We start from the raw sequence: 26,084 nt of genomic DNA, 5'->3' as shown, positions 1-26,084 counted from the left end.
AACTCGCCCGCCACCTCGCGGAAGATGTGGACCGCCTCGGACTCCAGCGCGTCCAGGTGGGACAGGGCGTACGGGGTGCCCGTGCCCTCCCCGTGAGCCGCCACGGTCGTCGTCATGCCAGTCCCTTCCCGCTCAGCAGGGCGTGCAGGGCCGCCGCGGACTCCTGGACGCTCTGGTGCTGCGACTCGATCCGCAGGTCGGGAGTCTCGGGCTCCTCGTACGGGTCGTCGACGCCGGTCAGCCCGGTCAGCTCACCCGCGGCCTGCTTGGCGTACAGACCCTTCACATCGCGTACGGAGCACACCTCGACCGGGGTCGCCACATGTACCTCGACGTACGCGGTGCCGTTCTCGTCGTGGCGCTTGCGTACCGCGTCGCGGCTGTCCGCGTAGGGGGCGATCACCGGGACGAGCGCCTTGACGCCGTTACGGGCCAGCAGTTCGGCGACGAAACCGATGCGCTGCACGTTGGTGTGCCGGTCCTCGCGGCTGAAGCCGAGGCCCGCCGAGATGAACTCGCGGATCTCGTCGCCGTCGAGCACCTCGACGAGGTGGCCCTCCGCGCGCAGCCGGGCGGCCAGCTCGTACGCGATGGTGGTCTTGCCGGCACTCGGCAGACCCGTGAGCCAGACGGTGGCTCCGGTCGTCACGTCGTTCTCCTGGTTCGTCGATGGGTTCGTCGATGGGGTCGTCTGGGTCGTCGGAAGCCCGGTGGTCGTCATCCGTGCAGTCCGCACTCGGTCTTGGCCCGTCCGGCCCAGCGGCCGGAGCGCGCGTCCTCGCCCTCCAGCACCCGGCGGGTGCAGGGGGCGCAGCCGACGGACGTGTAGCCGTCCATCAGCAGCGGGTTGGTCAGTACCCCGTGTTCGGCGACGTAGGCGTCCACGTCGTCCTGGGTCCAGCGGGCGATCGGGGAGATCTTGACCTTCTGCCGCTTCTCGTCCCAGCCGACGACCGGGGTGTTCGCGCGGGTCTCGGACTCGTCGCGGCGCAGCCCGGTCGCCCAGGCGGTGTAGTTCCTCAGGCCCCGCTCCAGCGGCTGGACCTTGCGGAGCCTGCAGCACAGGTCGGGGTCGCGGTCGTGCAGTCCGGGGCCGTACTCGGCGTCCTGCTCGGCGACCGTCTGGCGCGGGGTGAGGGTGATGACGTTGACGTCCATCACGGCCTCGACCGCGTCGCGGGTGCCGATGGTCTCGGGAAAGTGGTAGCCGGTGTCGAGGAAGACGACGTCGACGCCCTTCTGGACGCGGGACGCCAGATGGGCCACCACCGCGTCCTCCATCGAGGAGGTCACGCAGAAGCCCTTGCCGAAGGTGTCCACCGCCCACTGGAGGATCTCCAGGGCGGAGGCGTCTTCGAGGTCGCGGCCGGCCTGCTCGGCCAGCGCCTTCAACTCCTCGCTCGTTCGCTCTTCCTGAGCGGTGGTCATATCTGTTCCCCTCCGGTTTCGGAGTGCTTCAGCCCCCGGGCGAGCAGCCCGAGGAACTTCAGCTGGAATGCGCGGTTGCAGGCCGCGCATTCCCAGGCGCCGTGGCCCTGCTCGCTGGGACGCAGGTCCTCGTCGCCGCAGTAGGGGCAGTAGAAGGGGGCGGCCCGCTCGCTCATGAGAGGGCCTCCTCACTGGCGCGGGACGCCCAGGCGGCGAACCGCTCGCCGTCCTCGCGCTCCGCCTGGAAGCGCCTGAGCACCCGCTCGACGTAGTCCGGCAGCTCCTCCGAGGTCACCTTGAGGCCACGGACCTTGCGGCCGAACCCGGCCTCCAGGCCGAGCGCGCCGCCCAGGTGCACCTGGTAGCCCTCGACCTGCTCGCCCGCCTCGTTCAGCACCAGCTGGCCCTTGAGACCGATGTCCGCGACCTGGATACGGGCACAGGCGTTCGGGCAGCCGTTGAGGTTGATGGTGAGCGGCTCGTCGAACTCGGGCAGCCGGCGCTCCAGCTCGTCGATCAGGGTGGAGCCGCGCTGCTTGGTCTCGACGATCGCGAGCTTGCAGTACTCGATGCCGGTGCAGGCCATGGTGCCGCGCCGGAAGGTGGACGGCCGGGCGGTCAGGTCCAGCGCCTCCAGGGCCTCGACCAGCGACTCGACCTGGTCCTCCGTGACATCGAGGACGATCATCTTCTGCTCGACGGTGGTCCGCACCCGGCCCGAGCCGTGCGCCTCCGCGAGGTCGGCGATCTTCGCCAGGGTGGCGCCGTCCACCCGGCCGACGCGCGGGGCGAACCCGACGTAGAAGTTGCCGTCCTGCTGCCGGTGCACGCCGACGTGGTCGCGCCAGCGCGACAGGGGCTCGGCGGGCGCGGGGCCGTCGACGAGCGCGCGCTCGAGGTACTCGTCCTCCAGGATCTGGCGGAACTTCTCCGGGCCCCAGTCGGCGACCAGGAACTTCAGCCGGGCGCGGGTGCGCAGCCGCCGGTAGCCGTAGTCCCGGAAGATGCCGATCACACCGGCCCACACGTCCGGGACCTCGGCCAGCGGCACCCAGGCGCCGAGCCGGACGCCGATCTTCGGGTTGGTCGACAGGCCGCCGCCCACCCACAGGTCGAAGCCGGGGCCGTGCTCGGGGTGCTCGACGCCGACGAAGGCGATGTCGTTGATCTCGTGCACCACGTCCAGCAGCGGCGAGCCGGAGATCGCGGACTTGAACTTGCGGGGCAGGTTGGAGAACTCCTTGCTGCCGATGTACCGCTTGTTGATCTCGTCGATGGCCCAGCTGCCGTCGATGATCTCGTCCTCGGCGATACCGGCGACCGGCGAGCCGATGACGACACGCGGGCAGTCGCCGCACGCCTCCGTGGTGGACAGGCCGACCGCCTCAAGGCGGTTCCAGATCTCGGGAACGTCCTCGATGCGGATCCAGTGCAGCTGGATGTTCTGCCGGTCGGTGACGTCCGCGCTGCCCCGGGCGAACTCCTGCGAGATCTCGCCGATCACCCGCAGCTGCTGCGTGGTCAGCCGGCCGCCGTCGATCCGCACCCGCAGCATGAAGTACTTGTCGTCCAGCTCCTCCGGCTCCAGGATGGCGGTCTTGCCGCCGTCGATGCCGGGCTTGCGCTGGGTGTACAGGCCCCACCAGCGCATACGTCCGCGCAGGTCGTTGGGGTCGATGGAGTCGAAGCCGCGCTTGGAGTAGATCGTCTCAATGCGTGTCCGCACATTGAGACCGTCGTCGTCCTTCTTGAACTGTTCGTTGCCGTTGAGCGGGGTGTGGTGCCCCATGGCCCACTGACCCTCGCCGCGGTGACGGCTCACCTTGCGGCGGGGCGCGGAGGCGGCAGGGTTCTGCGGGGTGGCGGCCATGGCGATATACGTCCTTCAGACAGCGGGGAAGCGGCTCTGACCTGCGCCTGCAGGCGCACAAAGGCATGTCTGCGCGGCACTGCGCAAGGGGAGGTCCGGACAGGGAAGCGCGGCGGTGCTGTGCTCTCAGCCCGCCGGACAGATGGCGCTGGACATGCGGCCGAGGTCGACGTGCCGCCGACTCACCAAGGCGATCCCAGTTCCAGACATGACGGAAGCGTGTCACGCGGATCTCCGGCCAGTCCACCATCGTCCGCGATTTGGACGAATCTATTCTGAATAGTGAGACAGAGTGGTGTGGGTCACGCCCCGTTCCGCGCCGTGGTGTGCGCCCCGGGCCACGGTCCGGGCGCCGCGACGTCCGGTTCCTCCGCGACCTTCGTGTCGAAGAGCCGGAACCCCCGCCGCTGATAGTTCGCCATCGCGTGCTCGCCGTCCAGACTGCACGTGTGCAGCCACACCCGCTTGGTCGGCGGCAGTCCGTCCCAGCGCTCCGCCAGGTCCCAGGCGCGCGCGGCGCCGTACGAGAGCAGGTGACCGCCGATGCGGCGGCCCCGGAAGGCCGGGACCAGACCGAAGTAGACGATCTCCACCACCCCGTCGTCCTGCGGTTCGAGTTCCACGTAGCCGGCCGGGGTGCCCCGGTCGTATGCGACCCAGGTCTCCACGCCCGGCCGCCCCAGGTGCTGCTGCCAGCGGGCGTGGCTCCAGCCCAGCCGGTCGGTCCAGCGGATGTCGCCGCCGACCGAGGCGTACAGGAAGCGGCTGAACTCGGGGGAGGGGACCTCGGAGCGGACGACCCCGACCGTGTCGCCGTCCGGGACGGCGGCGGGCAGGAGGTCGGCCGGGGAGGTCTGCTCCAGGGACCAGGTGGTGACGACGATGCTGCTCATGGGGCCAGGCAATCATCCCGGCCCCGGACATGTCGACAGCCGCCGCCCCGACCGAGGCGCCGCCGGCCGCCGGTCGGACGGTGCGTCGGCGGCGGTCAGCGGAGCGACGCGTCGATCGAGTTCAGCGGGACGGAGAACAGCATGCGGTCGGTGACCGACCACACCTCGCCCGTGTCCGGCGCGTAGGAGAGCGAGCCGGTGCCCTCGCCCCAGCAGCGGTGCGAGGTGTCCGAGCCGCAGCTGGCCGCCCGGGCGCCCTTGGCGTCCTGCCGCCACAGGCTGCCGTGCCCGTCCATGGCGCCGGGCAGATGGCCCACGTACCACTCGGAGCCGGTCGCCCCCGGGGGCCGGTACGACAGGACGCCCCGGATCTCCGAGGCCCCGGTCCGGTAGGCCTCGACCGCGTCCGCCCGGCCGGAGGCGTCCGTGGCCAGCAGTCCGCCACGCTTCGGGCTCTCGTCGAACGCGTACCGCCACAGCCGGGCGTGCTGGTCGCTGCCGGCGGGCGTCCACTCGCCGAGGACCAGGCTGTCCGGGGCCGTCCCGCGGTCCACCGAGAGCGCGCTCGGACAGGGCGCGCCGGTCCGGGAGCAGGCCCCGGCGGTGAAGCGGTACGAGCCCACGGCGGGCATCACGTACCGGAAGCCGTCGGCCGACCAGCCGCCGGACACCCGGCCGATCGCCTCGGTCAGTACCGAGGTGCGCTGGATCCGGTTGAGGTCGTAGACGTAGAGCGCGTCGGCACTGCCCTGCGTGGTGGTCACCAGGAGCTTGTCCTCGTACCAGGCCATGCCGGAGATCTGCGAGGTCAGGCCCCGGTAGGTGCTGCCGTCGGCGCTGGGCACGGTCAGCAGGACCCAGGAGTAGGAGGGGTGGTCGGGGTTGTTCGCGTTGATCACCGCGACCCTGGCCAGCCCCCGGGAGGCGGCGGGGCCGGTGGCGGTGCTGTGCGTCCAGCCGGCCAGGACGACCCGGTTGGCGCCCCACATGCCGTCGTCGTCCGCCTCCGAGGAGGTGGTCACCGAGGCCGGCTTCCAGTCGTCGGTGAGGGTGTCGGCGGGGTCCCAGCAGTACGCCTCGGTGGCGGCCGGGGTGACCGGCAGCGAGTCCCGGTCGTCGGAGTCGCAGTCGGCCGCCCCGCGCAGGGTGTGGTCGGCCTGGGCCAGGACGTCGGCGACGCCGACGGTGCCGCCCATCGCCGAGGCGAGCCGGTCCAGCGAGCGGCGCGGTACCAGGTGCTCCCGGAGCTGGAGCGGGGCGGTGTCGGACGTGGAGGTCAGGGGCTTCAGCGCGCCGGGGTCCTCGGCGACCGTGGCCTGCGAGGCGCTGACGATGGTGGCCGTCGCGGTGAGCGCCAGCGCGGTCCCGGCCAGGGCAGCGCGCAGGGCCGCACCCCGTCTGCGCCGCCGGTGTCTGCCGCGATGCTTCATGTCTCCTCCCGAGGCGGGCCAACTGTGCCTGATGGTCCGAGCGTTGACCTAGGAACAGGTGGGGAGGCCCGTACCGGGATGCTACGGCAGTCAGCGGCGCCGTACCCCGAAGACCCCGCAAATATGCGGAAGATACCTCCGTGGATGCCCCGGATGCGTTAAATACGTCCGGGGGCGGGGACGTTCGGGGGGCCCGGTGTCCGGCCCGCGGTGACCGCCGGGGCGGTCGAGTACGGCAGCAGGTCGTGCGGGTCCTCGGGGAGCACCACCTCGATCTCGGCGTCCTCGCGGTAGCGGTACGGCCGGTGTTCGAGAAACGCCCCGAGATACCGTCGGATCCTGGACATCTCCGCCCGTACGGTCACGGTCCGCGAGGCGTCCCCGAAGACGTCCTCGGCCAGCCCGGCCGCGCTGCGCCCGGTGCGCCGCATCGCCAGCAGGTACAGCAACTCGGCGTGCCGGGGACTGAGTTCACGGGACCACGAGCCCGCGCCGCCGCCGACCGTCACGGTGGGCCGGCGCGGCCGGGCCAGGTCGAGCACGAGCCGGCCCTCGCCCGTCGGAGCCGGCTCGTCCACCGACCGCAGCAGCCAGCCCCCGGCCAGCGGCTCCACCGCGCACAGTCCGAGCGCGGGCAGCCACCGGCGGCCCGGCGACAGCGACTTGGGCAGCGCGAGCCGCCGGGGATACGGCATGCCGGTGACCGCCGCGGTCCAGCCGTCGGTGTCCACCGCCACCGCCCGCCCGCCGAGCCGGGCCAGCACCGGCGCCGCCACCGCCCGCAGTCGCTCCAGCGCGTCCAGATGCAGCTCCCGCAGCCGGGCCTCGGCGAGCTTCGCCACCGAGTTCACCCAGGCCAGGGTGGCCGGATGCATGGTCTCCAGCGGGCCGCTGACATCCACCACACCGAGCAGACTGCCGTCCCGGGGGTCCGTGATCGGGGCGCCGGAACACGTCCAGGACACGTGCGCGCGGACGAAGTGCTCGGCGGCGAACACCTGCACGGGCCCGCGCACCACCGCCGGGGTGCCGACCCCGTTGGTGCCGACGACGTCTTCGCGCCAGTCGGCGCCGAGTTCGAAGCCCAGCCCGTCCGCCTTGCGCAGCACCTGCGACGAACCCTCCCGCCACAGCACCCGGCCGTCGGCGTCCGCCACCACCATGATGTGCTGGGCGACGTCCGCGACCGAAAGCAGCCCCTCGCGCAGGACCGGCAGCACGTCCCTGAGAGGGGACTCCTCGCGTCGGCGCCGGACTTCGTCGGCGGACAGCAGTCCCGAACGGAAGCCGTGCTCGGGATCGACGCCGCTGCGCAGCATCCGCCCCCAGGACTGTTCGATCACCGGCCGGGGCGCGACCCGCCCATGCTGTCCGGCGAGTCTGGCCTCGCGCACCTCGTTCAGTACCCGTGCCGCCCGCGCCGCGTCCTTCGCGGCCAGTCGCGCCACGTCCATCGGCGGGTTCCCCACTGAGGTCCTCCCGGATACGCCTCGCCAAAGGCTTCGATGAGTCGCTGTCAAGCCGTCCGGGCGGCGGTTTCCGGTCCGACTGCGCGTCTCATACTGCCGTTCTCCGGCGCCGGAGGCACACAGTCCACACACAGTCACCGATATGTTGCAACCCCTTGCAACCCTGGTGAACGGGCCGGGGGTGGCCGAAACTTGAGCGGACGCCACGGCGTCGGAGGCCTGTCATGGGCCGAAGAGGCGGGGGTGGTGCCGTGTCGGCGCAGCACCACCCCCGCCGTGGCCTGCGGCGCCTTGGCCGTGCGCGGTAAGGGGAGCGGGTTGCGGTGCGTTGGCAGCTGACGGTGGTGGGGGCTTGTCGCGCAGTTCCCCGCGCCCCTTTAGGCGGGGAGGGGCACCCGGGCTCGATCCATCACCTTCGTGAGGTCGAGTCCTGACGGCAACGTTCCGAACGTCGAACCCCAGTCGGTGCCCAGCCTCGATGCGCAGAAGGCGTCCGCCACCTCCGGCGGGGCGAAGCGGACCAGCAGCGAACCCTGGAGGACCGTCGCCAGGCGTTCCACCAGGCGTCTGGCCCGGCCCTCCATGCCCTCCAGGTCGGCCAGTTCCGAGAAGAGGTCCTTGACCGCGCGGTCCAGGCGGTGGTCGGCGCCGTGGGCGCGGCCGATCTCCCGGAGGTAGGCGTCCAGGGCGCCCGGTTCGCGGTGCAGCGCGCGGAGCGCGTCCAGGGCCTGGATGTTGCCGGCGCCCTCCCAGACCGAGTTGAGCGGGGACTCCCTCACCAGCCGGGGCAGCCCGGACTCCTCCACGTAGCCGTTGCCGCCCAGGCACTCCGCGGCCTCCACGACGAGCGGCGCGCAGCGCTTGGTCACCCAGTACTTGGCGGCCGGCAGCGCCAGCCGCAGCAGGGCCCGCTCGGACTCGCTCCCGTCGTCGTAGGCGGCGGCCAGCCGCAGCGCGAGGGCGGTCGCGGCCTCCGACTCGATCGCGAGGTCCGCCAGCACGTTGCGCATCAGCGGCTTGTCGGCCAGCGGCCCGCCGAACGCCTCGCGGTACGTGGTGTGGTGCACGGCCTGTGCCACCGCCTGCCGCATCAGTCCCGCCGAGCCCAGCACGCAGTCGAGCCGGGTCGCGGCGACCATCTCGATGACGGTCCGCACCCCGCGCCCCTCCTCGCCCACCCGCCGTGCCCAGGTCCCGTCGAACTCGACCTCGCCCGAGGCGTTGGACCGGTTGCCGAGCTTGTCCTTGAGCCGCTGGAGGAGGAACGCGTTGCGGGTGCCGTCCGCCAGGACGCGCGGCACGAGCAGACAGGTGAGCCCCTCCGGTGCCTGGGCCAGCACCAGGAAGCCGTCCGACATCGGTGCCGAGCAGAACCACTTGTGCCCGGTCAGGGTGTACGTCCCGGCCTCGGCGAGCGGGGCCGCGGTGGTCGTGTTCGCCCGTACGTCGCTGCCGCCCTGCTTCTCCGTCATGCCCATGCCGAACAGGGCGCCGGCCTTCCGCGCGGCGGGCCGCAGCTCGCGGTCGTAGACGGTGGAGGTCAGCAGCGGCTCCCAGACGGCCGCCAGCTCCGGGTCGGTGCGCAGCGCGGGCACCGCCGCGTTCGTCATCGACAGCGGGCAGCAGGTGCCGGCCTCCACCTGGGTCCAGACCAGGAACGCGGCGGCGCGCCGGACGTGCCCGGACGGCCGTACCCAGCCGGTGGTCAGGCCGGCGCCGACGCCCTTGCCGAGCAGCCGGTGCCAGGCGGGATGGAACTCGACCTCGTCGATCCGGTGGCCGTAGCGGTCGTGGGTGCGCAGCCGCGGCGGGTGCTCGTTCGCCTGCGTCCCCCACTCCTGCACCTGCGCCGAGCCGGCCGCGGCGCCGATCCCCGACAACTCGGCGCGCACCTCGTCGAGCAGCTCCGGGTCGGTGTGCCGCTCGACGGCCTCGACGAGGGCCCGGTCGGCGGCGAAGAGGTCGTATCCGGCCAGCGGGGGCGGCTGGTTGCTCACGGTATGGGTGATGTTGCCTGCCATGTCTGTGAACCTACCCGGGGCTGCGGCGTTGGTCTCCAGCGTGACACAACGGCCCCGCCCCTCGCGTCCGCCCCGGCCAGGGCCCCGTGAGGTGAGGACGGCCCCGGACGGCGGATACCGTTAGGGCGTGCAGCCAGCAAGCGATACCCCCGAGCGGCCCTCCGGCCGGCTCCACCGGGCCAGAGCCCTCTACCGGAACGTCTCCAAGCGCAGGACGGCCTGGCTGCTGGTCAAGGACACCACCAATTCCTGCATGGAGTACCGCATCCTCGGCCTCGCCGCCGAGGCCGCCTTCTTCACCCTGCTGTCCGTTCCGCCGCTGCTGCTCAGCCTCATCGGACTGCTCGGTTACGTCGACGACTGGACCGGCGCCCACACCATCGCCAGCCTGGAGACCAACCTCCTGAACGCCTCCCGCACGGTCCTGTCCGACAAAGGGGTCAGGGAGATCGCGCAGCCCATCCTGCACGACGTGGTCCGCGGCGGCCGTCCCGACGTGATCTCCATCGGCTTCCTGTTCGCCCTGTGGTCGGGCTCCCGCGCGGTGAACGTCTTCATCGACACGATCACCGTGATGTACGGCCTCGACGGTGTCCGGGGCATCGTGAAGACCCGGATCGTCTCCTTCCTGCTCTTCGTCGCCGCGCTGCTGATCGGCTCGGTGGCGCTCCCGCTGATGGTGGCCGGGCCGGACGCGGTGGTCCGGATCGTGCCCTGGTCGGAGACGCTCGTACAGGTCCTGTACTGGCCGGTCGTGATCGTCCTGTCCATCGTCTTCCTGACCACGCTCTACCACGTCTCCGTACCGGTGCGCTCCCCGTGGATCGAGGACGTGCCCGGCGCCCTGGTCGCGCTGGCCATGTGGGTGCTCGGCAGCTTCCTGCTGCGCATCTACCTGACCAACACCATCGAGGGCGCGACGATCTACGGCTCCCTCGCCGCGTCCGTCGCCGTGCTCCTGTGGATCGGCGTGGCGGCCTTCGCGGTGCTGGTCGGCGCCGCGGTGAACGCCGCGATCGACCGGGTCTGGCCGGCCGCCGCGACGGCCGCGGCGCGCGCCGCCAACGAGCGGCTGCGGGAGGCCCAGGTCGCCGAGTACGTGGCCCGCGCGGCCGCGGCACGGGAGGCCGATCCGGGGGACCCCGACGACCCCGACATGCCGTCGGAGTTCCCGGAGCGGTGGTCCCGGTTCCTGCCGCCGGAGGACGTCACGTCGAGGTTGCGGACGCATGTGAAGAGCAGCCATCCGCCGCACAAGCCGGAGGCCTGAGGGCCGACGCCGGGTTCGTGGCCGGGGCGCGCGTGGCGGGCGGGGTGCGGGTGCGCTGTGGCTGGTCGCGTCCGCGCGGCGGCAGCCGCATGCCAGACACGGCCCCGCGCCCCTGAGGGGCGCGCATACGCTGGCCTGCGTGTACAAGGAGCGGGCGTCCCGGGTCTCTGGCGCTGTCGTCTGGGTGAACAGCCCCGACGGGAGCGGTGCCGGGCGGGTGCTGCCCGACGGGTGCATGGACCTGCTGTGGAACGAGGGGCGGCTGCTGGTCGCCGGGCCCGATACGCGTGCCTACGTCACCGAGGGCGCCCAGGGGGTGTGGGTGGGCCTTCGTTTCTACCCCGGTACCGCGCCCGCCGTCCTCGGTGTGCCGGCGTACGCACTGCTCGACCAGCGGGTCGAACTGGGTGACCTGTGGCCGGCGGCCTACGTGCGGCGGCTGCGGGACCGGGTCGCGGGTGCGGGCGATCCGGCCGCCGCGCTGGAGGAGATCGCCCTGGAACGGGCGCTGCCCTGCGACCCGTCGCTGCGGCGGCTGGTCGAAGCCCTGGGCGCGGGGCGGCCCGTCGCGGCCGTCGCCGACGAACTCGGGGTCGGCGCCCGTCAGTTGCACCGGCGCAGTCGGGCCGCCTTCGGCTACGGGCCCAAGACGCTGGCCCGGGTGCTCCGGATGCAGCGGGCGCTCGCGCTGGCCCGGTCCGGGGTCCCGCTGGGGGAGACGGCGTTCCGGGCGGGCTACGCGGACCAGCCCCATCTCGCCCGGGACGTACGGGAGCTGGCGGGGCTGCCGCTGACCGGGCTACTCGGCGGGTAGCGGGGCGAACAGGTCGACGCCGTTGCCGTCGGGGTCGTGCACCGCGGCGTAGCGCTGGCCCCAGAACGCGTCCCACGGCTTGAGCTCGCCGTGGTACCCGGCGCCCACCAGGTCGTCGTAGAGCGCGTCGACCTCGGCGGGGGAGTCGCAGCGGAAGGCGAGTGCCACCCGGCCGCCGCCGACCGGTGGCCGCCAGGCCGGGTGGAAGGACCGGATCGTCTCCTCCGTGTCCAGGGCGAGGGTCAGCCCGCCCGGCAACTCGGCCTCGACATGCGGCTGTTCCTCGGCGCCGGGTGCAAAGGCCAGGCCGAGGCGGCGGTAGAAGGCGAGGGACGCGGTCAGGTCCGAGGTGACGAGACCGAGCACGGCGAATCGTGGAGTCATGCCGTCACCGTAGACGGGCGCCGGTCGCCGGTCTTGAAGGAATCGGACACCCCGGCCCGGTGCCCGCAGGCGGGAAGAAACCCGGTCCCCCTGTGGAACGCCTGTGCGGCACGATGGGCGGATGACCCGTGCCGTGCGCGCCCTGCCGACCCTGCTCCTCGCCGCCGCCCTGCTCACCGGCTGCGGCACCGAGAGGGCGGGCTCCGAAGCCTCCGGAACCCCCGCCGACCAGGCCGAACTGGCTTCCAGGGCGAAGGCGTTGGGGATAGCGCCGGAGCTGGTCTATGCCACCGGGGCGCCGGGCTTCACCCTCGCCCGGCAGTCCGTCGGCGTGCAGGGCGACGACGGCTTCTCCGCCGCGTACACGGACCGGACCGGCGCCGTCATCCACCTCTACACCGACCGGCCGCGCACCGCGGGGCGGCACGAGTACGAGGTGACGAAGAAGGACTGCGTGGTGTGGCTGGAGGGCGAGGGCGGGGTCTCCGGCGCCGTGCTGGGCAAGGCGCTGCGCGCCGTCCACCGCCCCACCGCCGGTGAACTGGACACCCTGCTGCCCGCACCCGACCCGGAGTTCACCGACGGCGAGCCGGTGCGGCGCGGCGACCTGCCGACCAACGGGGACGGCGGCCCGCCCGACAACAGCGTGCCGACGCCGGGCCTTTGAACCGGTGCCGGCGTGGGCGATCATGCGGACATGGCCCCTCGACTGCTCGTCCACACCCGCACCACCGGCTACCGCCACGACTCCATCCCCGACGCCGTCGCCGCCGTAAGGCAGTTCACCGGCTTCGACGTCGACGCCACCGAGGACCCCGCCGCCCTCGAACAGCCCCTGGACGGGTACGCGGCCGTCGTCTTCCTCTCCACCAGCGGCGAGATACTGACCCCGGCGGGACGTGCCCGGCTGGCCGGCTACGTCGAGGCCGGCGGCGGCTTCGCAGGCGTGCACGCGGCGGCCTGCACCGAGTACGACTGGCCGTACTACGGCGAACTCCTCGGTGCCCGCTTCGACCGCCACCCGGAGTACCAGCCGGGCCGGGCGCGGGTCGAGGACCACGACCACCCCGCGACCCGGCACCTGCCCGCCGTCTGGGACCTCACCGACGAGTGGTACGACTTCCGCGACAACCCGCGCGGCCGGGTGCGGGTGCTGCTGCGCGCCGACGAGACGTCGTACGCCGGGGGCGGGATGGGGGAGGACCATCCGCTGGCCTGGTGCCGGGAGCAGGGGGCCGGACGGGTGTTCTACACCGCTCTCGGTCACGCCCGTGCGGCCTACCGGGATTCCGGCTTCCTGGCCCACCTGTACGGGGGTGTGGCCTGGGCCGCACGGCTGGTCCAGTGACGTTTCTCCGGTGAACCGCGTCCGCCAATGGGGTGAGTAAAGGTCGCGCACGGAGATAGTCACGTGCGTATCTAGAGATGCTCTTGTCTTGGCAAAGGGCTGTCGAGACGCGGCGGCCGATCGTGCCGCCCGCGCCACCCACCCACAGGAGGAGCCGGACCTTGACTTACGGGAAGAAGCTGCGCGAACAGATCGCCGGACCCGGGACCACCCCGCTGATCGGCGTCTACGACATGTATTCGGCGTCGATCGCGGCCAAACACTACGACGGGATGTTCGTATCGGGCTTCGGCTTCGCGGCCTCGTACTACGGCCTGCCGGACATCGGATTCATCGCCTGGCCCGACATGGTGGCCTTCGTCCAGCGGCTGCGGGGCGCGTTCCCGCACCACCACCTCCTCGTCGACATCGACGACGGGTACGTCGACCCCGAGGTCGCCTGCCATGTCGTGGAGGGGCTGGAGCGGATCGGTGCCTCCGGGGTGATCCTTGAGGACCAGAAGCGGCCGCGCCGCTGCGGGCACGCCGACGGCAAGCAGGTGCTGCCCCTGGAGGAGTACCTGGACAAGCTGGAGAAGGTCCTGGAGACCCGCCAGGACCTGGTCGTCGTGGCCCGCACGGACGCCACCGACGAGCACGACATCCTGCACCGCGCGGAGCGGCTCGCCGCCACCGACGCCGACGTGATCCTGGTCGACGGGGTGCGCAGCGAGGAGTGGATCCGCCGGATCCGCAAGGTCGTCGGCGACAAGCCGCTGCTCTTCAACCAGATCGCCGGCGGCAAGTCGCCCCGTCTCTCGCTCACCGAACTGGACGAGCTCGGCGTCGACGTCGCGATCTACTCCACGCCCTGTCTGTTCGCCGCGCACGAGGCGATGGACTCGGCGCTCGGCGAGCTGCGGGCCGCGGACGGCCGGCTGCCGTCGGTCGACGCGGCCGGTGGCGTCGGCGTCAAGGCGTCCACCACCCTGCTGGAACGCAACATCGCCCGGGAGCGGCTCGACGAGCCCGAGGGCGTGGGCGTGTGACGCGGTTGCGGACCGCCGCCGCCCTCACGGCGGCGCTGCTCGGCGCGGCCGCGGCCCCCGCGCACGCGGCCGACAGCCTGATCACCGTGCTGGACAACTCGCACGCGGACTCCATCCTGGAGGTGGACCGCACGGCGAACATCCAGGCCGGCCACGGCACGGCGGGCAGCGACCACGACGGCAGCGCCGTGGCCGCGATCCAGGCGATGCTCGGGGAGCCGCAGCAGGACGACGACTGAGGGACGGCCGGTGGGGAACCGCGGGGCCGTCGTGACTGGCCGCGAGGTTCCCCGCGCCCCGCACGGGGCGCGCCGGCTCAGTCCTCGTTCAGGTCCGGGCGGCCGTTCTCGTCCAGTTCCACGTCCTCCTTCGGGTCGTGCTCGTCGGCCGCCGGGACGGCCGCCGTGGCGTGCCGGCGGGCCGGGGCGAGGGTCAGGGGGCCGGCCTGGGCGGTGCCCAGAGCGGTGGCCACGGCGGCCACGGCCAGGGCGCAGGCCGCGACGGTGCGCAGGGTGGGTTTCATGCCCCGGAAACGATCTTGACAGGGGCGCGGTCACCCTCGTAGGGCCGAACGGGCCCGCGGGGCCGCCGTGCTCGACCGCACCACCAGCCTGGTCGACAGCTCCGTCCGGGTGCCCTCCGGGCGGTCCCCGTGCATCAGCCGCACCAGCAGCCGCAGCGCCGTGGCCGCCATCTCCGACAGGGGCTGGCGGACCGTGGTCAGCGCCGGTGTCCCCCAACGCGCCTCGGGCAGGTCGTCGAAGCCGACCACACTGATGTCCGCCGGCACCCGCAGCCCGCGTTCGGCCAGCGCCGCGTACACCCCGAGCGCCATCCGGTCCGAGCAGACGAACACGGCGGTCGGCGGCTCCGGCAGGTCGAGCAGTTCGTGCATACGGTGCCGGGCCGTCTCCTCGTCGAAGCCCGCGTGCCGGACGTACTCGCCCCGGTGGCGCAGCCCCGCCGAGACGAGTGCCGAGCGGTAGCCGGCCACCCGGGCGCCGCTGCACATCCGGCGCCGACTGCCCGCGATCACCGCGATCCGCTCATGGCCGAGGGCCAGCAGATGCTCGGTCGCGGTGACCCCGCCCTGCCAGTTGGCCGCCCCCACGGAGACCACGCCCGCCGGGGGCTCATGGGCCGGGTCGATCAGTACGTACGGGATGCGGTGGTGGTCCAGCCAGGCGTACTGCGCCCGGGTCAGCTCGGCCAGGTTGAACAGCACCCCGGAGGAGCCGCGCGCGGTGAGCTTGTCCAGCCAGCCGTGCTCCGGGCGGCCCGCCCGCGACCGGACCGGCCCCGCCGACACCACGACCTCCAGGCCCGCCTCGTGCGCCGCGTCCTCCACCCCGTGCAGCACCGCGCCCGACCAGGAGCTGTCCAGCGCCTGCACGACCAGGTCGATCAGCGCGGGGGCCTTGGTGGCGTCGAACCGCGGTCTGCGGACGTAGCCGAGGCGTTCGAGGGCCTCGGTGACCCGGCGGCGGGTCTCGGGGGCCACGTCGTCCCGGCCGTTCACCACCTTCGACGCGGTCGGCACGGAGACGCCGGCCTCGCGGGCCACCACCGCCAGCGTCGGACCGGCCGCCGCCACGCTCGTACCCCCGGTACGGACCATGGGGAACCCGCCTCTCCGGCCCGCCTCTGGGCCAACGAAAGTAACGAAAGTTGCGGCCAACGCTGCTTCCGCGGTCTGCGTGCAAGCCGTGCAGTAAGCGCTTCCTACGATAGGTGCGCGTCAACACGGCGTGAAGACCTGGGAATTCGCCGGATCACCGGCGGCGCGACTTTCGAAACTTCGAACAAGAGGATCGGGGTCACACGGATGTGCAGATGACCCGGAAATCGGTGAAGTCGGCGGTGAAGGAGGCGTCGACGAGGTCCACGGCGTGGATGGCGGCCATCGCTCCGGTGAAGCGCAGGCGGGTGCCGTGGTCGTCGGAGAGGCGGGTGAAGTCGAGGGCCGGGCCGACGGGGGTGCGGGTGCCGTCGGTGAGGTACCAGAACTGGGCCTCGGCGCGGTGGACCGTGACGCCGAGGGTGAGGGGGGTGTCCGCGTCGACCTCCTGTACAGCCGCCCGGCGGGTCTCGTTCTCGTCGCGGGTGGTCAGCGCGAGCACGGTCCGGCCCGTGTGCTGCCACTGCTGGCCGTGCTGTGCTTCGCCCTCCGGCTCCGCCCAGGTGAGGTCCAGCGCGTAGTAGGCCGCGGTGTTGTACCAGAGGAGCAGGCCGGCGGACTGGGTGAAGGTGGTCGGGTTTGCCTGGAGGGTGACCTGGGCCTCGGTGTGGTGTTCGGTGATGCGGCGGGCCAGGAGGTGGTGGGACCAGAGGGAGTCGGGGCCGTGGTGGCCGCGGAGGCGTAGCCGGCCGGGGCGGCTGGTGGGGTCTGTCCAGGAGGGGGCGGCCGGGGAGCGGAGGGTGTAGTAAGGGGGTGCGTTGTCGGGTGCGGGTGGGTGGGGGCTTCTCGCGCAGTTCCCCGCGCCCCAGAAAGCAGGGGGTTCGGCGTCTGGTACCTCGACTGTGATCGTCGGACGGGCGTTTCCCTGCCGGAGTCTCGGCCAGCCCTCCGCGTCCCAGGTCACCGCCTGGATGGCCGTCTCCCGGCCGAGTGGGCATCGTGGGCCTTCCGGCGTCTTGAGCGGGCGGGCCGCCAGGTGGCTCAGGAACCACTCGCCCTCCGGTGTCTCCACCAACTCGGCGTGTCCCGCCTTCTGCAGCGGCCACTCGGGGTCGTCCCGGGCCGTCATCAGCGGGCGTTCGTCGAGTTCGTACGGGCCCGTGAGGTTCCTGCTCCGAGCCACCCGTACCCCGTGCTCGAAGCCCGTGCCGCCCTCCGCGAGGACCAGGACGTACCAGCCGTTCCGCTTCAGCAGCTTCGGGCCCTCGACCAACCGGTCGTGCTGGAGCAGGAGGTGGGTGGTGCCGACGGGGGTGAGGGTCTCCCGGTCCAGTTCGGTGGCGACGATGCCCGCGAAGCGCCGGCCGCCCGGACGGTGGTCGTTCTGGAGGTTGAGCAGCCACAGCCGCCCCTCCTCGTGATGCAGCGCGGGGTCGAAGCCATGGCTCGGGACGCGGCGCGGGGGACTCCAGGGGCCGGACACGTCCGGGGCCGTACTGACGTAGGTGTCCGCGTCGAAGTACGGGGTGCCGACCGAGCGGACGATCGAGTAGACCACCCAGAAGCGCTCGCCGTCCCAGCTCAGGGACGGGGCCCAGATGCCGCCCGAGTCGGGGACGCCGGCGAGCGAGCCGCCGGGGGCCGCGCCCTCGACATGGCCCGCGTACTCCCAGTGGGCCAGGTCGCGGGAGCGGTGGATCGGGATCGTCGGGAACCACTCGAAGGAGCTGTTGGCGAGGTAGTACAGGTCGCCGACGCGGACCAGGGAGGGGTCGGGGGCGAAGCCGCGGATCACCGGGTTGCGGAGCTCGGTCACTTGAGGGCTCCCAGGGTGACTCCGGAACGCCAGTAGCGGCGCATCGCGATCATCATGACGGCCATCGGGACGATGGACAGCAGGGCGCCGGTGAGGACCAGGCCGGTCAGGTCGACGCCGGATTCGAGCCGTTTGCCGGACCAGTTGTACAGGCCCAGGTTGAGGGTCCAGTTCTGCTCGCCGCGGAGCACGGTGAGGGGGAGGAAGAAGGCGTTCCAGGTGTTGACGAAGGCCAGCAGGAAGACCGTCGCACCGCCGGTGGTCATCATGCGCAGGACGATGGAGAAGAAGATGCGCAGTTCGCCCGCGCCGTCGATACGGGCCGCTTCGAGGAGTTCGTAGGGGACGGTGGCCTCGGTGTAGACCTTCGCCAGGTAGACGCTGAACGGGTTGATCAGGCAGGGGATCAGCATCGCCCAGGGGGTGTCCACCAGGCCGATCTTCGAGAAGAGGAGGTAGAGGGGCAGGGTCAGCAGGGCGATCGGGACCAGGAAGGAACCGACCACGCACGCGAACACCAGGTCGCGGCCCGGGAACCGGAAGCGGGCGAGGCCGTAGCCGGTGGCGAGGGCGATCAGGGTGCCGCCGAGGGAGCCGACTCCGGCGTAGAGGAAGGAGTTGGCGGTCCAGCGCAGGAAGATGCCGTTCTCGTAGGTGAACAGCTGGTGCAGGTTGGCCCACAGGTGCCAGCCGGAGAACCAGAGGCCGTTGCTCTGGTACAGGGCGGTGCGGTCCTTCGTCGCCGCGACGATCAGCCACCACACCGGGAAGAGGCTGTACGCGCTCGCCAGGGCGAGGCCGATGAGCAGGAAGCGCTGGCCGCCCCGGGAACGAGCCGCCGGATCGGGCCTGTTGACGCGGCGGACGGGATGTGTGCGGGTGCGCTCCTCGGTGAGTGCCATCAGTCGGCCTCCTTCGAGGTCAGCCGGTAGAAGAGGAACGAGGCGACGCCGAGGATCAGGGCCAGCAGGACCGAGAGGGCCGCCGCGTAGTGGTAGTTGCCCGCGTTGAACGCCTGGTTGTAGATCACCATGATCGGGGTGAAGCTGTCGCCGACCGTCTGGGGTGTGACGTTCCGGAACAGCGCCGGCTCGTTGAAGATCTGGAGCATCTGGATGACCGACAGCATGCCGGTGAGCACCAACGCGCCACGGACGTAGGGGACTTTGATGCTCAGGGCGATGCGGGACTCCGAGGCGCCGTCCAGCCGGGCCGCCTCGAAGAGCTCACGCGGGACCCCTTGCAGCGCCGAGTAGATGATTACCATGTTGTAGCCGATGCCGTGCCAGGTGAGCAGGTTGCCGATGGCCGGCCACACCATCGACGGCGCGAAGAAGTTCCAGTCGAGGCCGAACACCTTGCCCAGGGAGGTGAGGGGGCCGACGTCCGGGCTGTAGAGGTTGATCCAGACGATCGCCGCGACCACCCCCGGGATCATGTAGGGGACCAGGAGCAGGATGCGGAAGCGGCCGGCCGCCCGGGACGTCAGCGTGTCCAGGAAGAGCGCGAGGAGCAGGCTGACGAGGAGCATCACGGGGATCTGGACGCAGGCGAACAGCAGCACGCGCAGGACCGAGTCGAGGAACGCCGGGTCCGTCAGGCCCTGGCGGTAGTTGGCGAGGCCGGAGAAGGTGTCGGTGGTGCCGCCGAGGCCGAGGCCGGAGGACCGGGAGCGGTACAGCGACTCGTGGACGGCGTACCCGATCGGGATCAGGTAGAGGAAGACGAAGCCGAGCTGGAAGGGCACCGTGAAGGCGGCGCCCTTCCAGCGCTGGGAGCGGACCATCCCGATGCCTGCCTCAGCCCTTGACGCTGATGCCGCGGGACTTCAGGTCGGCGACCGTCCACTGCTGCATGTGGGCGAGGAGGTCGGTGACCTTCTGCTGCTTGCTGACCACCTTCGCCCAGCCGCTCTGCAACTCGGTGAACATGGCGGTCCAGTCGGGGCCGAAGGCCCAGTCGGTGGTGACGGTGCTCAGGCTGTCGGTGACGACCTTCTTCGCCGGGGTGTAGTTGGGGCCGAGCAGCTTCTGGGAGATCGCCTCGTCGACGTAGCTGCTGCTGTCGGCGAGGGCGGGCATCACGCCGTTTCCGGTGGTCGGGCTGGCCATCGTCCGCACCGCGCCGGTGTCCGTGGACATCCACAACGCGGCCTCGGCGGCCTGCTGTTGGTGGGCGCACTGCTTGGTGACGAGGGTGACGCTGCCGGTGAGGTTGGTGCCGGCCGGGGTCTTCGCGGCCTCGCCGGTGAAGGCCGGCCAGGGGGCGAGGGCCCACTTGCCGAAGGACTTGGTGAAGTTCTGCACCATGCCGGCCATCTGCCAGGTGGAGATCTGCCGGGTCGCGGTGCCGCCGCTGTCGTAGTTGCGCTGTACGGCCGCGTAGTCGGCGAACGACAGCGTGGAATCGAGGCCGTTGTCGATGATCTGCTGGATCACGGCAGCGGCCTTCAGCGTGCCCGGGTCCTGGAAGTCCACCTTCCAGGAGTCGCCGTCGATCGCGTACCAGTGGGCGCCCGCCTGCATGGAGAGCACTTCCAGGGTGCTGGGGTCCTCACCGGCATAGTTGGTGATCCTGATGCCGTGCTTCTTCAGGACCTTGCCCGCCGCGATGAACTCGTCCCAGGTGGTGGGGGCCTTGAGGCCGTACTTCCGGAAGATGTCCGTGCGGTAGATGGTGAAGTTCGGCGCGGAGCTGGTGGGGACGCCGTACAGCTTGCCCTGCACCTGCGCGGCCGACCAGGAACCGGAGTTGAACTTGCCCTCGGCCGACCCGACGTACTTCGTGATGTCGGCGAGGGCGCCCTGGGCGACCCAGCTCGTGACGTACTCGGCGGTGTTCTGCACCAGACAGGGCGCGTTGCCCGCCTTCACCGCGTTGGTGAGCTGCTTCTGCATGGTCAGCTGGTCGGTGACCTTCGTGTACTTCAGCCGGACGTCCTTGTGCGCGGCGTTGAACGCCTTCACCACGGCGTCCTGGCCGTTCGCCCAGCCCCAGAAGGGCAGGGTGACCGGGCCGGAGGCCGAGTCGGCGCCGCCGGAGCCGGAGTCCGATCCGCCGCAGGCGGAGAGCAGACCTGTCAGCGCGAGACCCGCGATCGCGGCGCGGACCAACCTGGTGGAGTTCATTGACCGTGTTCCTTCGGAGGTGGGCGCTCTCGGGATGGAGGGCGGCGGCTCGGCAATGCCTTAGAAACCGGTTTCCACGGGACAGTAGGACGGCCCGGCCACTCCCAGCAAGGGGTATGAGTCGGAATCTTTCGACGTACGGTCGGTCGAACGGTCTGTGCGCAGCAACCGGTAGGCATGGACAACCGGTTGCTGCCGAACGGTTTCGAAAGTTTGTCGCGCCTCTTGACGATGCTCTCCTACGGGTTGAAGCTCCCCTCACCGCCCATAGCAACCGGTTGCCAACCGAGCCGACATCCGGTCTCCTCCGTCCAGAGAGTGGGTAGCCCATGCAGACGCGTGCCCGTGCCCCGGTCCGCCGGCGCGGCTCTTTCACCGACGGCTCGGGCGAGACCGTCACCGCGAGGGGCAGGGCCGAGGCCCTCACTGCCGCGGCCCCGGGGGACCAGGAACTGGACCCGGGGTGACCGCAGCGCGCCGCAGCTCCTGCTGTCCAGCGGCCGCTTCCCCCTCGCGGTCGCCGTGATGACCAGCCACGTCTCCTCGGCCGACACCCCCGTCACCGGCCGCCGGGCCGCGGCCTGTCGACGTCCGGCCTCAAGCAGCCCCACCCGCAGACCTGTTGCAAGGAGTCACCGATGACCGCGCCCTTCTCCCGCCGCACCGCCCTGCAAGCCGCGGGCGCCACCGCGCTTGCCGCCGGGCTCTCGGGCGGCCTGACCGCGACCGCCGCCCACGCCGACGACGCCGGGCCCCGCCCGAAGCTGGTCACCTACCCCCGTCCGTCCGCCGTACCGACCAACACCAGCTTCCAGGTACGGGTGCGTACCGCCCCCGACGGCGACTGGCAGACCCTCGACATCTACCGGCCGCAGCTGGAGGAGATCAACGCCACCACCGGCTCCGGCAAGGTCTACAACTCCTCCCTGGCGTACTTCGACTTCCAGTGCTCCGTCGAGGTCGAGGTGACCTACCTCAAGGGCGGCACCACCAAGGCCCGGGTGAGACCCGACTCGTACGGCATCACGCCCGAACTCCTCGGCGACACCCTGCGGTTCACCCTCGACGAGCCGAAGGACCTGGTCGTCCAGATCAACGACGAGATCTTCGACTGCCTGCACCTCGTCACCAACCGCGTCGAGCACCACGTCCCGGCCGCCGACGACCCGGACGTCATCTACTTCGGCCCCGGCCTGCAGACCGTGACCGGCGGTGTCCTCACCGTCCCCAGCGGCAAGACCGTGTACCTCGCCGGCGGCGCCGTCCTCAAGGCCACCGTCTACTTCAAGGACGTCGAGAAGGCCGCCCTCAGGGGCCACGGCATGATCTGGGCGAGCTCCGGCCAGGGCGTGCTCTGCGAGGGCAGCAGTGACATCCGGGTCGAGGACGTCATCATCATGAATCCCGGCAACTACATCACCACCCTCGGCGAGGCCCGGAACGTCCGCATCAGGAAGGTCCGCGGCTTCAGCTCCAAGGGCAACGGCGACGGCATCGACATCTTCTCCTCCAGTGACGTCCTCATCGACGGCTGCTTCCTGCGCAACTCCGACGACTGCATCGCCATCTACGCCCACCGCTGGGACTACTACGGCGACACCCGCGACATCACCGTGCAGAACTGCTCCCTGTGGGCCGACGTCGCCCACCCGGTCAACATCGGCACGCACGGCAACACCGACGCCCCGGAGACCATCGAGAACCTGGTCATCCGCAACATCGACATCCTCGACCACCGCGAACCCCAGATGAACTACCAGGGCTGCATCGCCCTCAACCCCGGCGACTCCAACCTCATCAGGAACGTGCGCATCGAGGACGTCCGGATCGAGGACTTCCGCTGGGGCCAGGTCATCTACATGAAGGTCATGTACAACACGAAGTACAACACCTCGGTCGGCCGCGGCATCGAGAACGTCTACGTCAAGAACCTCACCTACACGGGCACCCATGCGGGCCCGTCGCTCCTCCTCGGCTACGACGCCGAACACGCCATCACCGACGTCACCTTCGAGAACCTGGTGATCAACGGCGTCGTCATCGCCGACTCCATGAAGAAGCCGAGCTGGTACTACACCACGGACGAGATCCAGTGGTTCTCCAACGAGCACGTCACCAACCTGAAGTTCCTCACCACTGCCGAGGCCGAGGCGGCCGCGGCGTCATGACGATCCCCGCACAGAACTCCGCTGGAACCCTTCAGGGCGCGGTCGAACCGGAGTCGAGTACACCGGGTCCGCTGAGCCGCCGGGGATTCCTCGGCGGTACCGCGGCCCTGCTGCTGGCTACGGGGGCGAGCGGGCTGCTCGTGCCCGGCCGGGCGGCGGCCGAGGAACAGGACCAGGGCGCAGTGGCCTTCTCCCACCCCGGCCTGCTGCACTCCGCCGACGACCTCGACCGGATGAAGGCCGCGGTCGCCGCCCAGCAGTCCCCCGTCTACGACGGCTACTTGGCACTCGCGGCCCACGCCCGTTCCGCCAGCACCTACACCGTCCAGAACACGGGCCAGATCACCACCTGGGGCCGCGGCCCGGCCAACTACCAGAGCCAGGCGGTCGCCGACTCGGCCGCCGCCTACCAGAACGCCCTGATCTGGGCCGTCACCGGCGACACCGCACACGCCGACAAGGCCCGCGACATCCTCGACGCCTGGTCCGCCTCCCTCACCGCGGTCACCGGGGCCGACGGCCCGCTCGGCGCCGGTCTCCAGGCCTTCAAGTTCGTCAACGCGGCCGAACTCCTGCGCCACACCGGCTACGACGGCTGGAGCGAGGCCGGCATCGCGCGCTGCGAGGAGTCCTTCCTGCGCGTCTGGTATCCGGCCCTCTCCTGCTACACGCTCTACGCCAACGGCAACTGGGACCTGACGTCCCTCCAGTCCCTGCTGGCCATCGGCGTGTTCTGCGAGGAACCCACGCTCTTCCAGGACGCGTTGCGTTTCGCCGCGGCCGGTGCGGGCAACGGCAGCGTCCCGCACCGCATCGTCACCGACGCGGGCCAGGGCCAGGAGAGCGGCCGGGACCAGGGCCACGAACAGCTCGCGGTCGGCCTGCTCGCCGACGCCGCGCAGGTCGCCTGGAACCAGGGCGTCGACCTCTGGGGCTTCGACGGCAACCGCATCCTCGCCAACGTCGAGTACGCGGCCCGCTACAACCTCGGCGGCGACGTCCCCTTCGTCCCCCGCATCGACCGCACCGGCAAGTACATCAAGCTGACCGTCTCGGCCACCTCGCGGGGCACCCTGCCGCCGATCTACGAGATGGCGTACGCCCACTACGCGGGCGTGCGCGGCCTCGACGCCCCGTACACGAAGAACGCCGTCTTCCGTGGCAGCGGCGGCGCCCGGGTCGTCGAGGGCAGCAACGACGACCTGCCGAGCTGGGGCACCTTCGCCTACGCCGGTGCGACGGCGACCGCGCCGACCGTGCCGTCGCCTCCGGCCGGCGTCACGGCGGTGGGGGAGGACCGGTCCGTCAGCCTGACCTGGCTTCCGTCGACCTGGGCCGACTCGTACACGGTCCTGCGGTCGGGCACCCCGGACGGCCGGTACGAGGAGATCGCCTCCGGGGTCGGACAGCCGACGTACACCGACCGGGGCGTGCGGGCCGGACGGACGTACTACTACACCGTCACCGCCGCCAACCCGCTCGGCGAAAGCGGGAGTTCGACCTGGGCGGCGGCCTCCGCCGGACTCCCCGGGCCCTGGGCGACCCAGGACGTCGGGGACGTGAGGATCCCCGGCTCCGCGGCCTTCGACGGCGAGCGCTTCGTCCTGGAGGCGAGCGGCACCGACGACACCTGTCGCCTCGTCCACCTTCCGCTGCGCGGCGACGGCACGGTCACCGCACGGATCGTGTGGCCGCTCAGCTCGCAGTACTCCAAGATCGGCGTCACGGTCCGGGCCTCCCTCGACGCGGCCGCGGCACACGCCTCGATGCTGGTCCAGGGGCTGCCGCTGCACACCTGGAGCGGGGTGTGGACGGTACGGCCGACGGCCGGTGCGGAGGTCTCCGCGACCGGCAGCACGCCGGTGCCGCCCACCCAGCAGCAGGCGATCACCGTGAACGCGGCCTTCCCGCTCTCCGACCTCGGCGCGCTGCCCGAGTCGGCGACCCCGCTGCAGGCGCCCTGGGTCGAGGGCGCGGGCGACGGCTACCGGCTGCGGGCGCCCTACTGGGTACGTGTGACCCGCAAGGGCACGCGCTGCACGGGCGCCATCTCGCCCGACGGCGTCCACTGGACCGAAGTCGGCTCCACGGCGGTCGAGTTGGGACGCACCGGGTACGCAGGCCTGGTGCTCACCTCCGGTCTGGGCGTCGACGAGGACTACGCCGGGACCGGCACCGGTGCCTTCGACAACGTCACCGTGGTCTCCGCGTCCGGCGCGGTGTGGTGCGTGCCGCGTCCCGTCCGCACCGCCACCGACCTGCGGGCCGGCACCGGTGCCGACGCCGTCGAGCTGGCCTGGAGCGACCCGGACCTGTCCGCCCGCTACACGGTGCTGCGCGCGCCCCGGGCCGACGGACCGTACCGGACCCTCGCCACCGGCGTCGGCCCGGTCGGCTTCGGCACCCGCGTCCGGTACACCGACCCGACCGGGACGCCGGGAACGACGTACCACTACACGGTCGTGAAGACCAACGCCGGTGGCCACGGGCCGCATTCGGTGCCCGCGCAGGCTGCGATGCCCACCCCGGCGGCACCCCGACTGACCTCCGCCTCCGCCGCGTTCGCCAACCAGGGCGACGATTTCCGGCGACTGCTGCGGGCCTCGCACGAGCCCGTGCTGTTCACGGCGGACGGGCTGCCCGGCGGGCTGCGGATCGACCGGCGCACCGGTCTGATCTCCGGAACCCCCACCGGAACGGGCGAGTTCACCGTCACGACCACCGCGGCCAACGCCTCCGGGACCGCGACCGGCACCCTCGCGCTCACGGTCGGCACGGCGCCACCGGGTCCGTGGACCTACGGGGACCTCGGCGACACCGTGCTCGACGACCGCGCCTTCGGGACGCTCGGCGTGGTCGCCGTCACCACGCAGGGCAGCACGTCGTACCACGACGGCACCTTCACCGTGCGGGGCGCGGGCCTCGACCTGAACGCCAACAGCCAGGGGATGACCGGCCAGTTCGTACGACAGCAGGTCACCGGGGACTGCGAGCTCACCGCCCGCCTCGTCTCCCGCTCCGGAGCCACCGCCGACCGGGTCGGCCTGCTGATGACGAAGTCGCTGTCGCCGTTCGACCAGGCGGCCGGCTTGATCGTCACCGGCGGCGGCACCGCCCAGCTCATGCTGCGGCCGACCGTCGCCGGTGCCTCCGCCTTCACCGGCACCACCGCCGTCCAACTGCCCCTGCTGCTGCGGCTGAGGCGCACCGGGACCGCCTTCGCCGCCGCCGTCTCCGCCGATGCCGGTGTCACCTGGACCACGCTCGCCACGGGCGCGATCCCCGCCTTCGGCGACGCCCCCTACCACGTGGGCCTCGTGGTGTGCTCGCGCGCCCCGCAGGCCCTCGGCACCGCGCAGTTCGAAGAGGTGAGCGTCGCACTCACCTGAGCTCCCCCCA

25 protein-coding genes and 1 pseudogene are annotated in these 26,084 nt (G+C 71.6%); 9 read left to right on the top strand and 17 right to left on the bottom strand.

Going from position 1 to position 26,084, the window contains the following annotated elements:
* The 10 genes and pseudogenes from IEZ11_RS35350 to IEZ11_RS35310 all read right to left on the bottom strand — a co-directional run.
* Nucleotides 1-116: pseudogene (locus IEZ11_RS35350) on the bottom strand (sulfate adenylyltransferase subunit CysD); the annotation flags it as partial.
* On the bottom strand, nucleotides 113-649 hold the full coding sequence (gene cysC, locus IEZ11_RS35345) for an adenylyl-sulfate kinase (RefSeq protein ID WP_189267054.1): 537 nt from the start codon (nucleotides 647-649) through the stop codon (nucleotides 113-115). The gene cysC and the pseudogene IEZ11_RS35350, both read right to left, overlap by 4 nt.
* Nucleotides 650-717: 68 nt before the next feature.
* Complete coding sequence (locus tag IEZ11_RS35340) at nucleotides 718-1,428, bottom strand: phosphoadenylyl-sulfate reductase (RefSeq protein WP_189267053.1); 711 nt, start codon at nucleotides 1,426-1,428, stop codon at nucleotides 718-720.
* Nucleotides 1,425-1,604 (bottom strand): hypothetical protein, encoded by a 180-nt coding sequence (locus IEZ11_RS35335; protein ID WP_189267052.1) that lies wholly within the window; start codon nucleotides 1,602-1,604, stop codon nucleotides 1,425-1,427. The genes IEZ11_RS35340 and IEZ11_RS35335 overlap by 4 nt, the downstream gene beginning before the upstream one ends.
* A complete protein-coding gene (locus tag IEZ11_RS35330) occupies nucleotides 1,601-3,298 on the bottom strand; it encodes a nitrite/sulfite reductase (protein ID WP_189267051.1) in 1,698 nt (565 codons plus the stop codon). The genes IEZ11_RS35335 and IEZ11_RS35330 overlap by 4 nt, the downstream gene beginning before the upstream one ends.
* Nucleotides 3,299-3,424: 126 nt before the next feature.
* Entirely contained in the window at nucleotides 3,425-3,508 is an 84-nt protein-coding gene (locus IEZ11_RS52580) for a putative leader peptide (RefSeq protein WP_309500612.1), read from the bottom strand.
* 92 nt (nucleotides 3,509-3,600) lie between these two features.
* Nucleotides 3,601-4,191 carry a GNAT family N-acetyltransferase gene (locus IEZ11_RS35325; RefSeq protein WP_189267050.1) on the bottom strand — a complete coding sequence of 197 codons (591 nt, stop codon included), beginning with the start codon at nucleotides 4,189-4,191 and terminating at the stop codon, nucleotides 3,601-3,603.
* A 95-nt stretch (nucleotides 4,192-4,286) separates the two neighbouring features.
* Complete coding sequence (locus IEZ11_RS35320; RefSeq protein WP_189267049.1) at nucleotides 4,287-5,621, bottom strand: hypothetical protein; 1,335 nt, start codon at nucleotides 5,619-5,621, stop codon at nucleotides 4,287-4,289.
* Nucleotides 5,622-5,779: 158 nt separating this feature from the next.
* The gene (locus IEZ11_RS35315; RefSeq protein WP_189267048.1) at nucleotides 5,780-7,075 is read right to left on the bottom strand and encodes a GAF domain-containing protein; all 1,296 of its coding nucleotides are present in this window, start codon (nucleotides 7,073-7,075) and stop codon (nucleotides 5,780-5,782) included.
* A gap of 392 nt (nucleotides 7,076-7,467) precedes the next feature.
* Complete coding sequence (locus tag IEZ11_RS35310) at nucleotides 7,468-9,111, bottom strand: acyl-CoA dehydrogenase family protein (RefSeq protein WP_189267047.1); 1,644 nt, start codon at nucleotides 9,109-9,111, stop codon at nucleotides 7,468-7,470.
* A 127-nt stretch (nucleotides 9,112-9,238) separates the two neighbouring features.
* Here IEZ11_RS35310 and IEZ11_RS35305 point away from each other — a divergent pair, with 127 nt between their 5' ends.
* Entirely contained in the window at nucleotides 9,239-10,381 is a 1,143-nt protein-coding gene (locus tag IEZ11_RS35305; RefSeq protein ID WP_189267046.1) for a YihY/virulence factor BrkB family protein, read from the top strand.
* Nucleotides 10,382-10,520: 139 nt separating this feature from the next.
* Nucleotides 10,521-11,195, top strand: coding sequence for a helix-turn-helix transcriptional regulator (locus IEZ11_RS35300; protein WP_189267045.1), 675 nt, complete (start codon nucleotides 10,521-10,523; stop codon nucleotides 11,193-11,195).
* Here the strand turns inward: IEZ11_RS35300 and IEZ11_RS35295 are convergent.
* Nucleotides 11,181-11,579 (bottom strand): VOC family protein, encoded by a 399-nt coding sequence (locus IEZ11_RS35295; RefSeq protein WP_189267044.1) that lies wholly within the window; start codon nucleotides 11,577-11,579, stop codon nucleotides 11,181-11,183. The two genes, IEZ11_RS35300 and IEZ11_RS35295, sit on opposite strands and share 15 nt — an antisense overlap.
* Nucleotides 11,580-11,700: 121 nt before the next feature.
* Between IEZ11_RS35295 and IEZ11_RS35290 the strand changes: the two genes are divergently transcribed.
* From IEZ11_RS35290 to IEZ11_RS35275, 4 genes are all read left to right on the top strand, one after another.
* Nucleotides 11,701-12,246 (top strand): membrane lipoprotein, encoded by a 546-nt coding sequence (locus IEZ11_RS35290; RefSeq protein ID WP_189267043.1) that lies wholly within the window; start codon nucleotides 11,701-11,703, stop codon nucleotides 12,244-12,246.
* Between the two features lie 30 nt (nucleotides 12,247-12,276).
* The gene (locus tag IEZ11_RS35285; protein ID WP_189267042.1) at nucleotides 12,277-12,927 is read left to right on the top strand and encodes a ThuA domain-containing protein; all 651 of its coding nucleotides are present in this window, start codon (nucleotides 12,277-12,279) and stop codon (nucleotides 12,925-12,927) included.
* Nucleotides 12,928-13,088: 161 nt separating this feature from the next.
* The gene (locus IEZ11_RS35280; protein ID WP_189267041.1) at nucleotides 13,089-13,955 is read left to right on the top strand and encodes an isocitrate lyase/PEP mutase family protein; all 867 of its coding nucleotides are present in this window, start codon (nucleotides 13,089-13,091) and stop codon (nucleotides 13,953-13,955) included.
* Nucleotides 13,952-14,194: a hypothetical protein gene (locus tag IEZ11_RS35275; protein WP_189267040.1), complete on the top strand. Its 243-nt coding sequence runs from the start codon at nucleotides 13,952-13,954 to the stop codon at nucleotides 14,192-14,194. Before IEZ11_RS35280 ends, IEZ11_RS35275 begins: the two co-directional genes overlap by 4 nt.
* A 77-nt stretch (nucleotides 14,195-14,271) precedes the next feature.
* Here IEZ11_RS35275 and IEZ11_RS35270 read toward each other — a convergent pair whose 3' ends face one another.
* From IEZ11_RS35270 to IEZ11_RS35245, 6 genes are all read right to left on the bottom strand, one after another.
* Entirely contained in the window at nucleotides 14,272-14,478 is a 207-nt protein-coding gene (locus IEZ11_RS35270) for a hypothetical protein (protein ID WP_189267039.1), read from the bottom strand.
* A gap of 30 nt (nucleotides 14,479-14,508) precedes the next feature.
* On the bottom strand, nucleotides 14,509-15,573 hold the full coding sequence (locus IEZ11_RS35265; RefSeq protein WP_189267038.1) for a LacI family DNA-binding transcriptional regulator: 1,065 nt from the start codon (nucleotides 15,571-15,573) through the stop codon (nucleotides 14,509-14,511).
* Between the two features lie 199 nt (nucleotides 15,574-15,772).
* Entirely contained in the window at nucleotides 15,773-17,389 is a 1,617-nt protein-coding gene (locus tag IEZ11_RS35260; RefSeq protein ID WP_189267037.1) for a glycoside hydrolase family 43 protein, read from the bottom strand.
* Entirely contained in the window at nucleotides 17,386-18,291 is a 906-nt protein-coding gene (locus IEZ11_RS35255; RefSeq protein WP_189267036.1) for a carbohydrate ABC transporter permease, read from the bottom strand. Before IEZ11_RS35255 ends, IEZ11_RS35260 begins: the two co-directional genes overlap by 4 nt.
* Entirely contained in the window at nucleotides 18,291-19,175 is an 885-nt protein-coding gene (locus tag IEZ11_RS35250; protein ID WP_189267035.1) for a carbohydrate ABC transporter permease, read from the bottom strand. Before IEZ11_RS35250 ends, IEZ11_RS35255 begins: the two co-directional genes overlap by 1 nt.
* A gap of 13 nt (nucleotides 19,176-19,188) precedes the next feature.
* A complete protein-coding gene (locus IEZ11_RS35245) occupies nucleotides 19,189-20,517 on the bottom strand; it encodes an ABC transporter substrate-binding protein (protein ID WP_189267034.1) in 1,329 nt (442 codons plus the stop codon).
* Between the two features lie 329 nt (nucleotides 20,518-20,846).
* On the opposite strand from IEZ11_RS35245, the gene IEZ11_RS35240 reads away from it, so the two are divergent.
* From IEZ11_RS35240 to IEZ11_RS35230, 3 genes are all read left to right on the top strand, one after another.
* Entirely contained in the window at nucleotides 20,847-20,984 is a 138-nt protein-coding gene (locus IEZ11_RS35240; RefSeq protein ID WP_189267033.1) for a hypothetical protein, read from the top strand.
* Between the two features lie 171 nt (nucleotides 20,985-21,155).
* Complete coding sequence (locus IEZ11_RS35235) at nucleotides 21,156-22,685, top strand: glycosyl hydrolase family 28 protein (RefSeq protein ID WP_189267032.1); 1,530 nt, start codon at nucleotides 21,156-21,158, stop codon at nucleotides 22,683-22,685.
* A complete protein-coding gene (locus tag IEZ11_RS35230; RefSeq protein ID WP_189267031.1) occupies nucleotides 22,682-26,074 on the top strand; it encodes an alginate lyase family protein in 3,393 nt (1,130 codons plus the stop codon). Before IEZ11_RS35235 ends, IEZ11_RS35230 begins: the two co-directional genes overlap by 4 nt.
* Nucleotides 26,075-26,084 lie beyond the last annotated feature (10 nt).

It is taken from the genome of Streptomyces fuscichromogenes (genome assembly GCF_014645815.1).
GTDB lineage: Bacteria > Actinomycetota > Actinomycetes > Streptomycetales > Streptomycetaceae > Streptomyces > Streptomyces fuscichromogenes.
Note: the sequence above shows the minus strand (reverse complement) of the source record. Positions and strands in the feature narration are given on the sequence as shown.

Coding starts and splice junctions, on each gene's coding strand:
- IEZ11_RS35325 (WP_189267050.1), bottom strand. CDS start 4,191: ATGAGCAGCATCGTCGTCACCACCTGGTCCCTGGAGCAGACCTCCCCG.
- IEZ11_RS35270 (WP_189267039.1), bottom strand. CDS start 14,478: ATGAAACCCACCCTGCGCACCGTCGCGGCCTGCGCCCTGGCCGTGGCC.
- IEZ11_RS35265 (WP_189267038.1), bottom strand. CDS start 15,573: ATGGTCCGTACCGGGGGTACGAGCGTGGCGGCGGCCGGTCCGACGCTG.
- IEZ11_RS35230 (WP_189267031.1), top strand. CDS start 22,682: ATGACGATCCCCGCACAGAACTCCGCTGGAACCCTTCAGGGCGCGGTC.
- IEZ11_RS35240 (WP_189267033.1), top strand. CDS start 20,847: ATGCAGACGCGTGCCCGTGCCCCGGTCCGCCGGCGCGGCTCTTTCACC.
- IEZ11_RS35285 (WP_189267042.1), top strand. CDS start 12,277: ATGGCCCCTCGACTGCTCGTCCACACCCGCACCACCGGCTACCGCCAC.
- IEZ11_RS35330 (WP_189267051.1), bottom strand. CDS start 3,298: ATGGCCGCCACCCCGCAGAACCCTGCCGCCTCCGCGCCCCGCCGCAAG.
- IEZ11_RS35250 (WP_189267035.1), bottom strand. CDS start 19,175: ATGGTCCGCTCCCAGCGCTGGAAGGGCGCCGCCTTCACGGTGCCCTTC.
- IEZ11_RS35255 (WP_189267036.1), bottom strand. CDS start 18,291: ATGGCACTCACCGAGGAGCGCACCCGCACACATCCCGTCCGCCGCGTC.
- IEZ11_RS35315 (WP_189267048.1), bottom strand. CDS start 7,075: ATGGACGTGGCGCGACTGGCCGCGAAGGACGCGGCGCGGGCGGCACGG.
- IEZ11_RS35335 (WP_189267052.1), bottom strand. CDS start 1,604: ATGAGCGAGCGGGCCGCCCCCTTCTACTGCCCCTACTGCGGCGACGAG.
- IEZ11_RS35320 (WP_189267049.1), bottom strand. CDS start 5,621: ATGAAGCATCGCGGCAGACACCGGCGGCGCAGACGGGGTGCGGCCCTG.
- IEZ11_RS35295 (WP_189267044.1), bottom strand. CDS start 11,579: ATGACTCCACGATTCGCCGTGCTCGGTCTCGTCACCTCGGACCTGACC.
- IEZ11_RS35290 (WP_189267043.1), top strand. CDS start 11,701: ATGACCCGTGCCGTGCGCGCCCTGCCGACCCTGCTCCTCGCCGCCGCC.
- IEZ11_RS35340 (WP_189267053.1), bottom strand. CDS start 1,428: ATGACCACCGCTCAGGAAGAGCGAACGAGCGAGGAGTTGAAGGCGCTG.
- IEZ11_RS35235 (WP_189267032.1), top strand. CDS start 21,156: ATGACCGCGCCCTTCTCCCGCCGCACCGCCCTGCAAGCCGCGGGCGCC.
- IEZ11_RS35245 (WP_189267034.1), bottom strand. CDS start 20,517: ATGAACTCCACCAGGTTGGTCCGCGCCGCGATCGCGGGTCTCGCGCTG.
- IEZ11_RS35310 (WP_189267047.1), bottom strand. CDS start 9,111: ATGGCAGGCAACATCACCCATACCGTGAGCAACCAGCCGCCCCCGCTG.
- IEZ11_RS52580 (WP_309500612.1), bottom strand. CDS start 3,508: ATGTCTGGAACTGGGATCGCCTTGGTGAGTCGGCGGCACGTCGACCTC.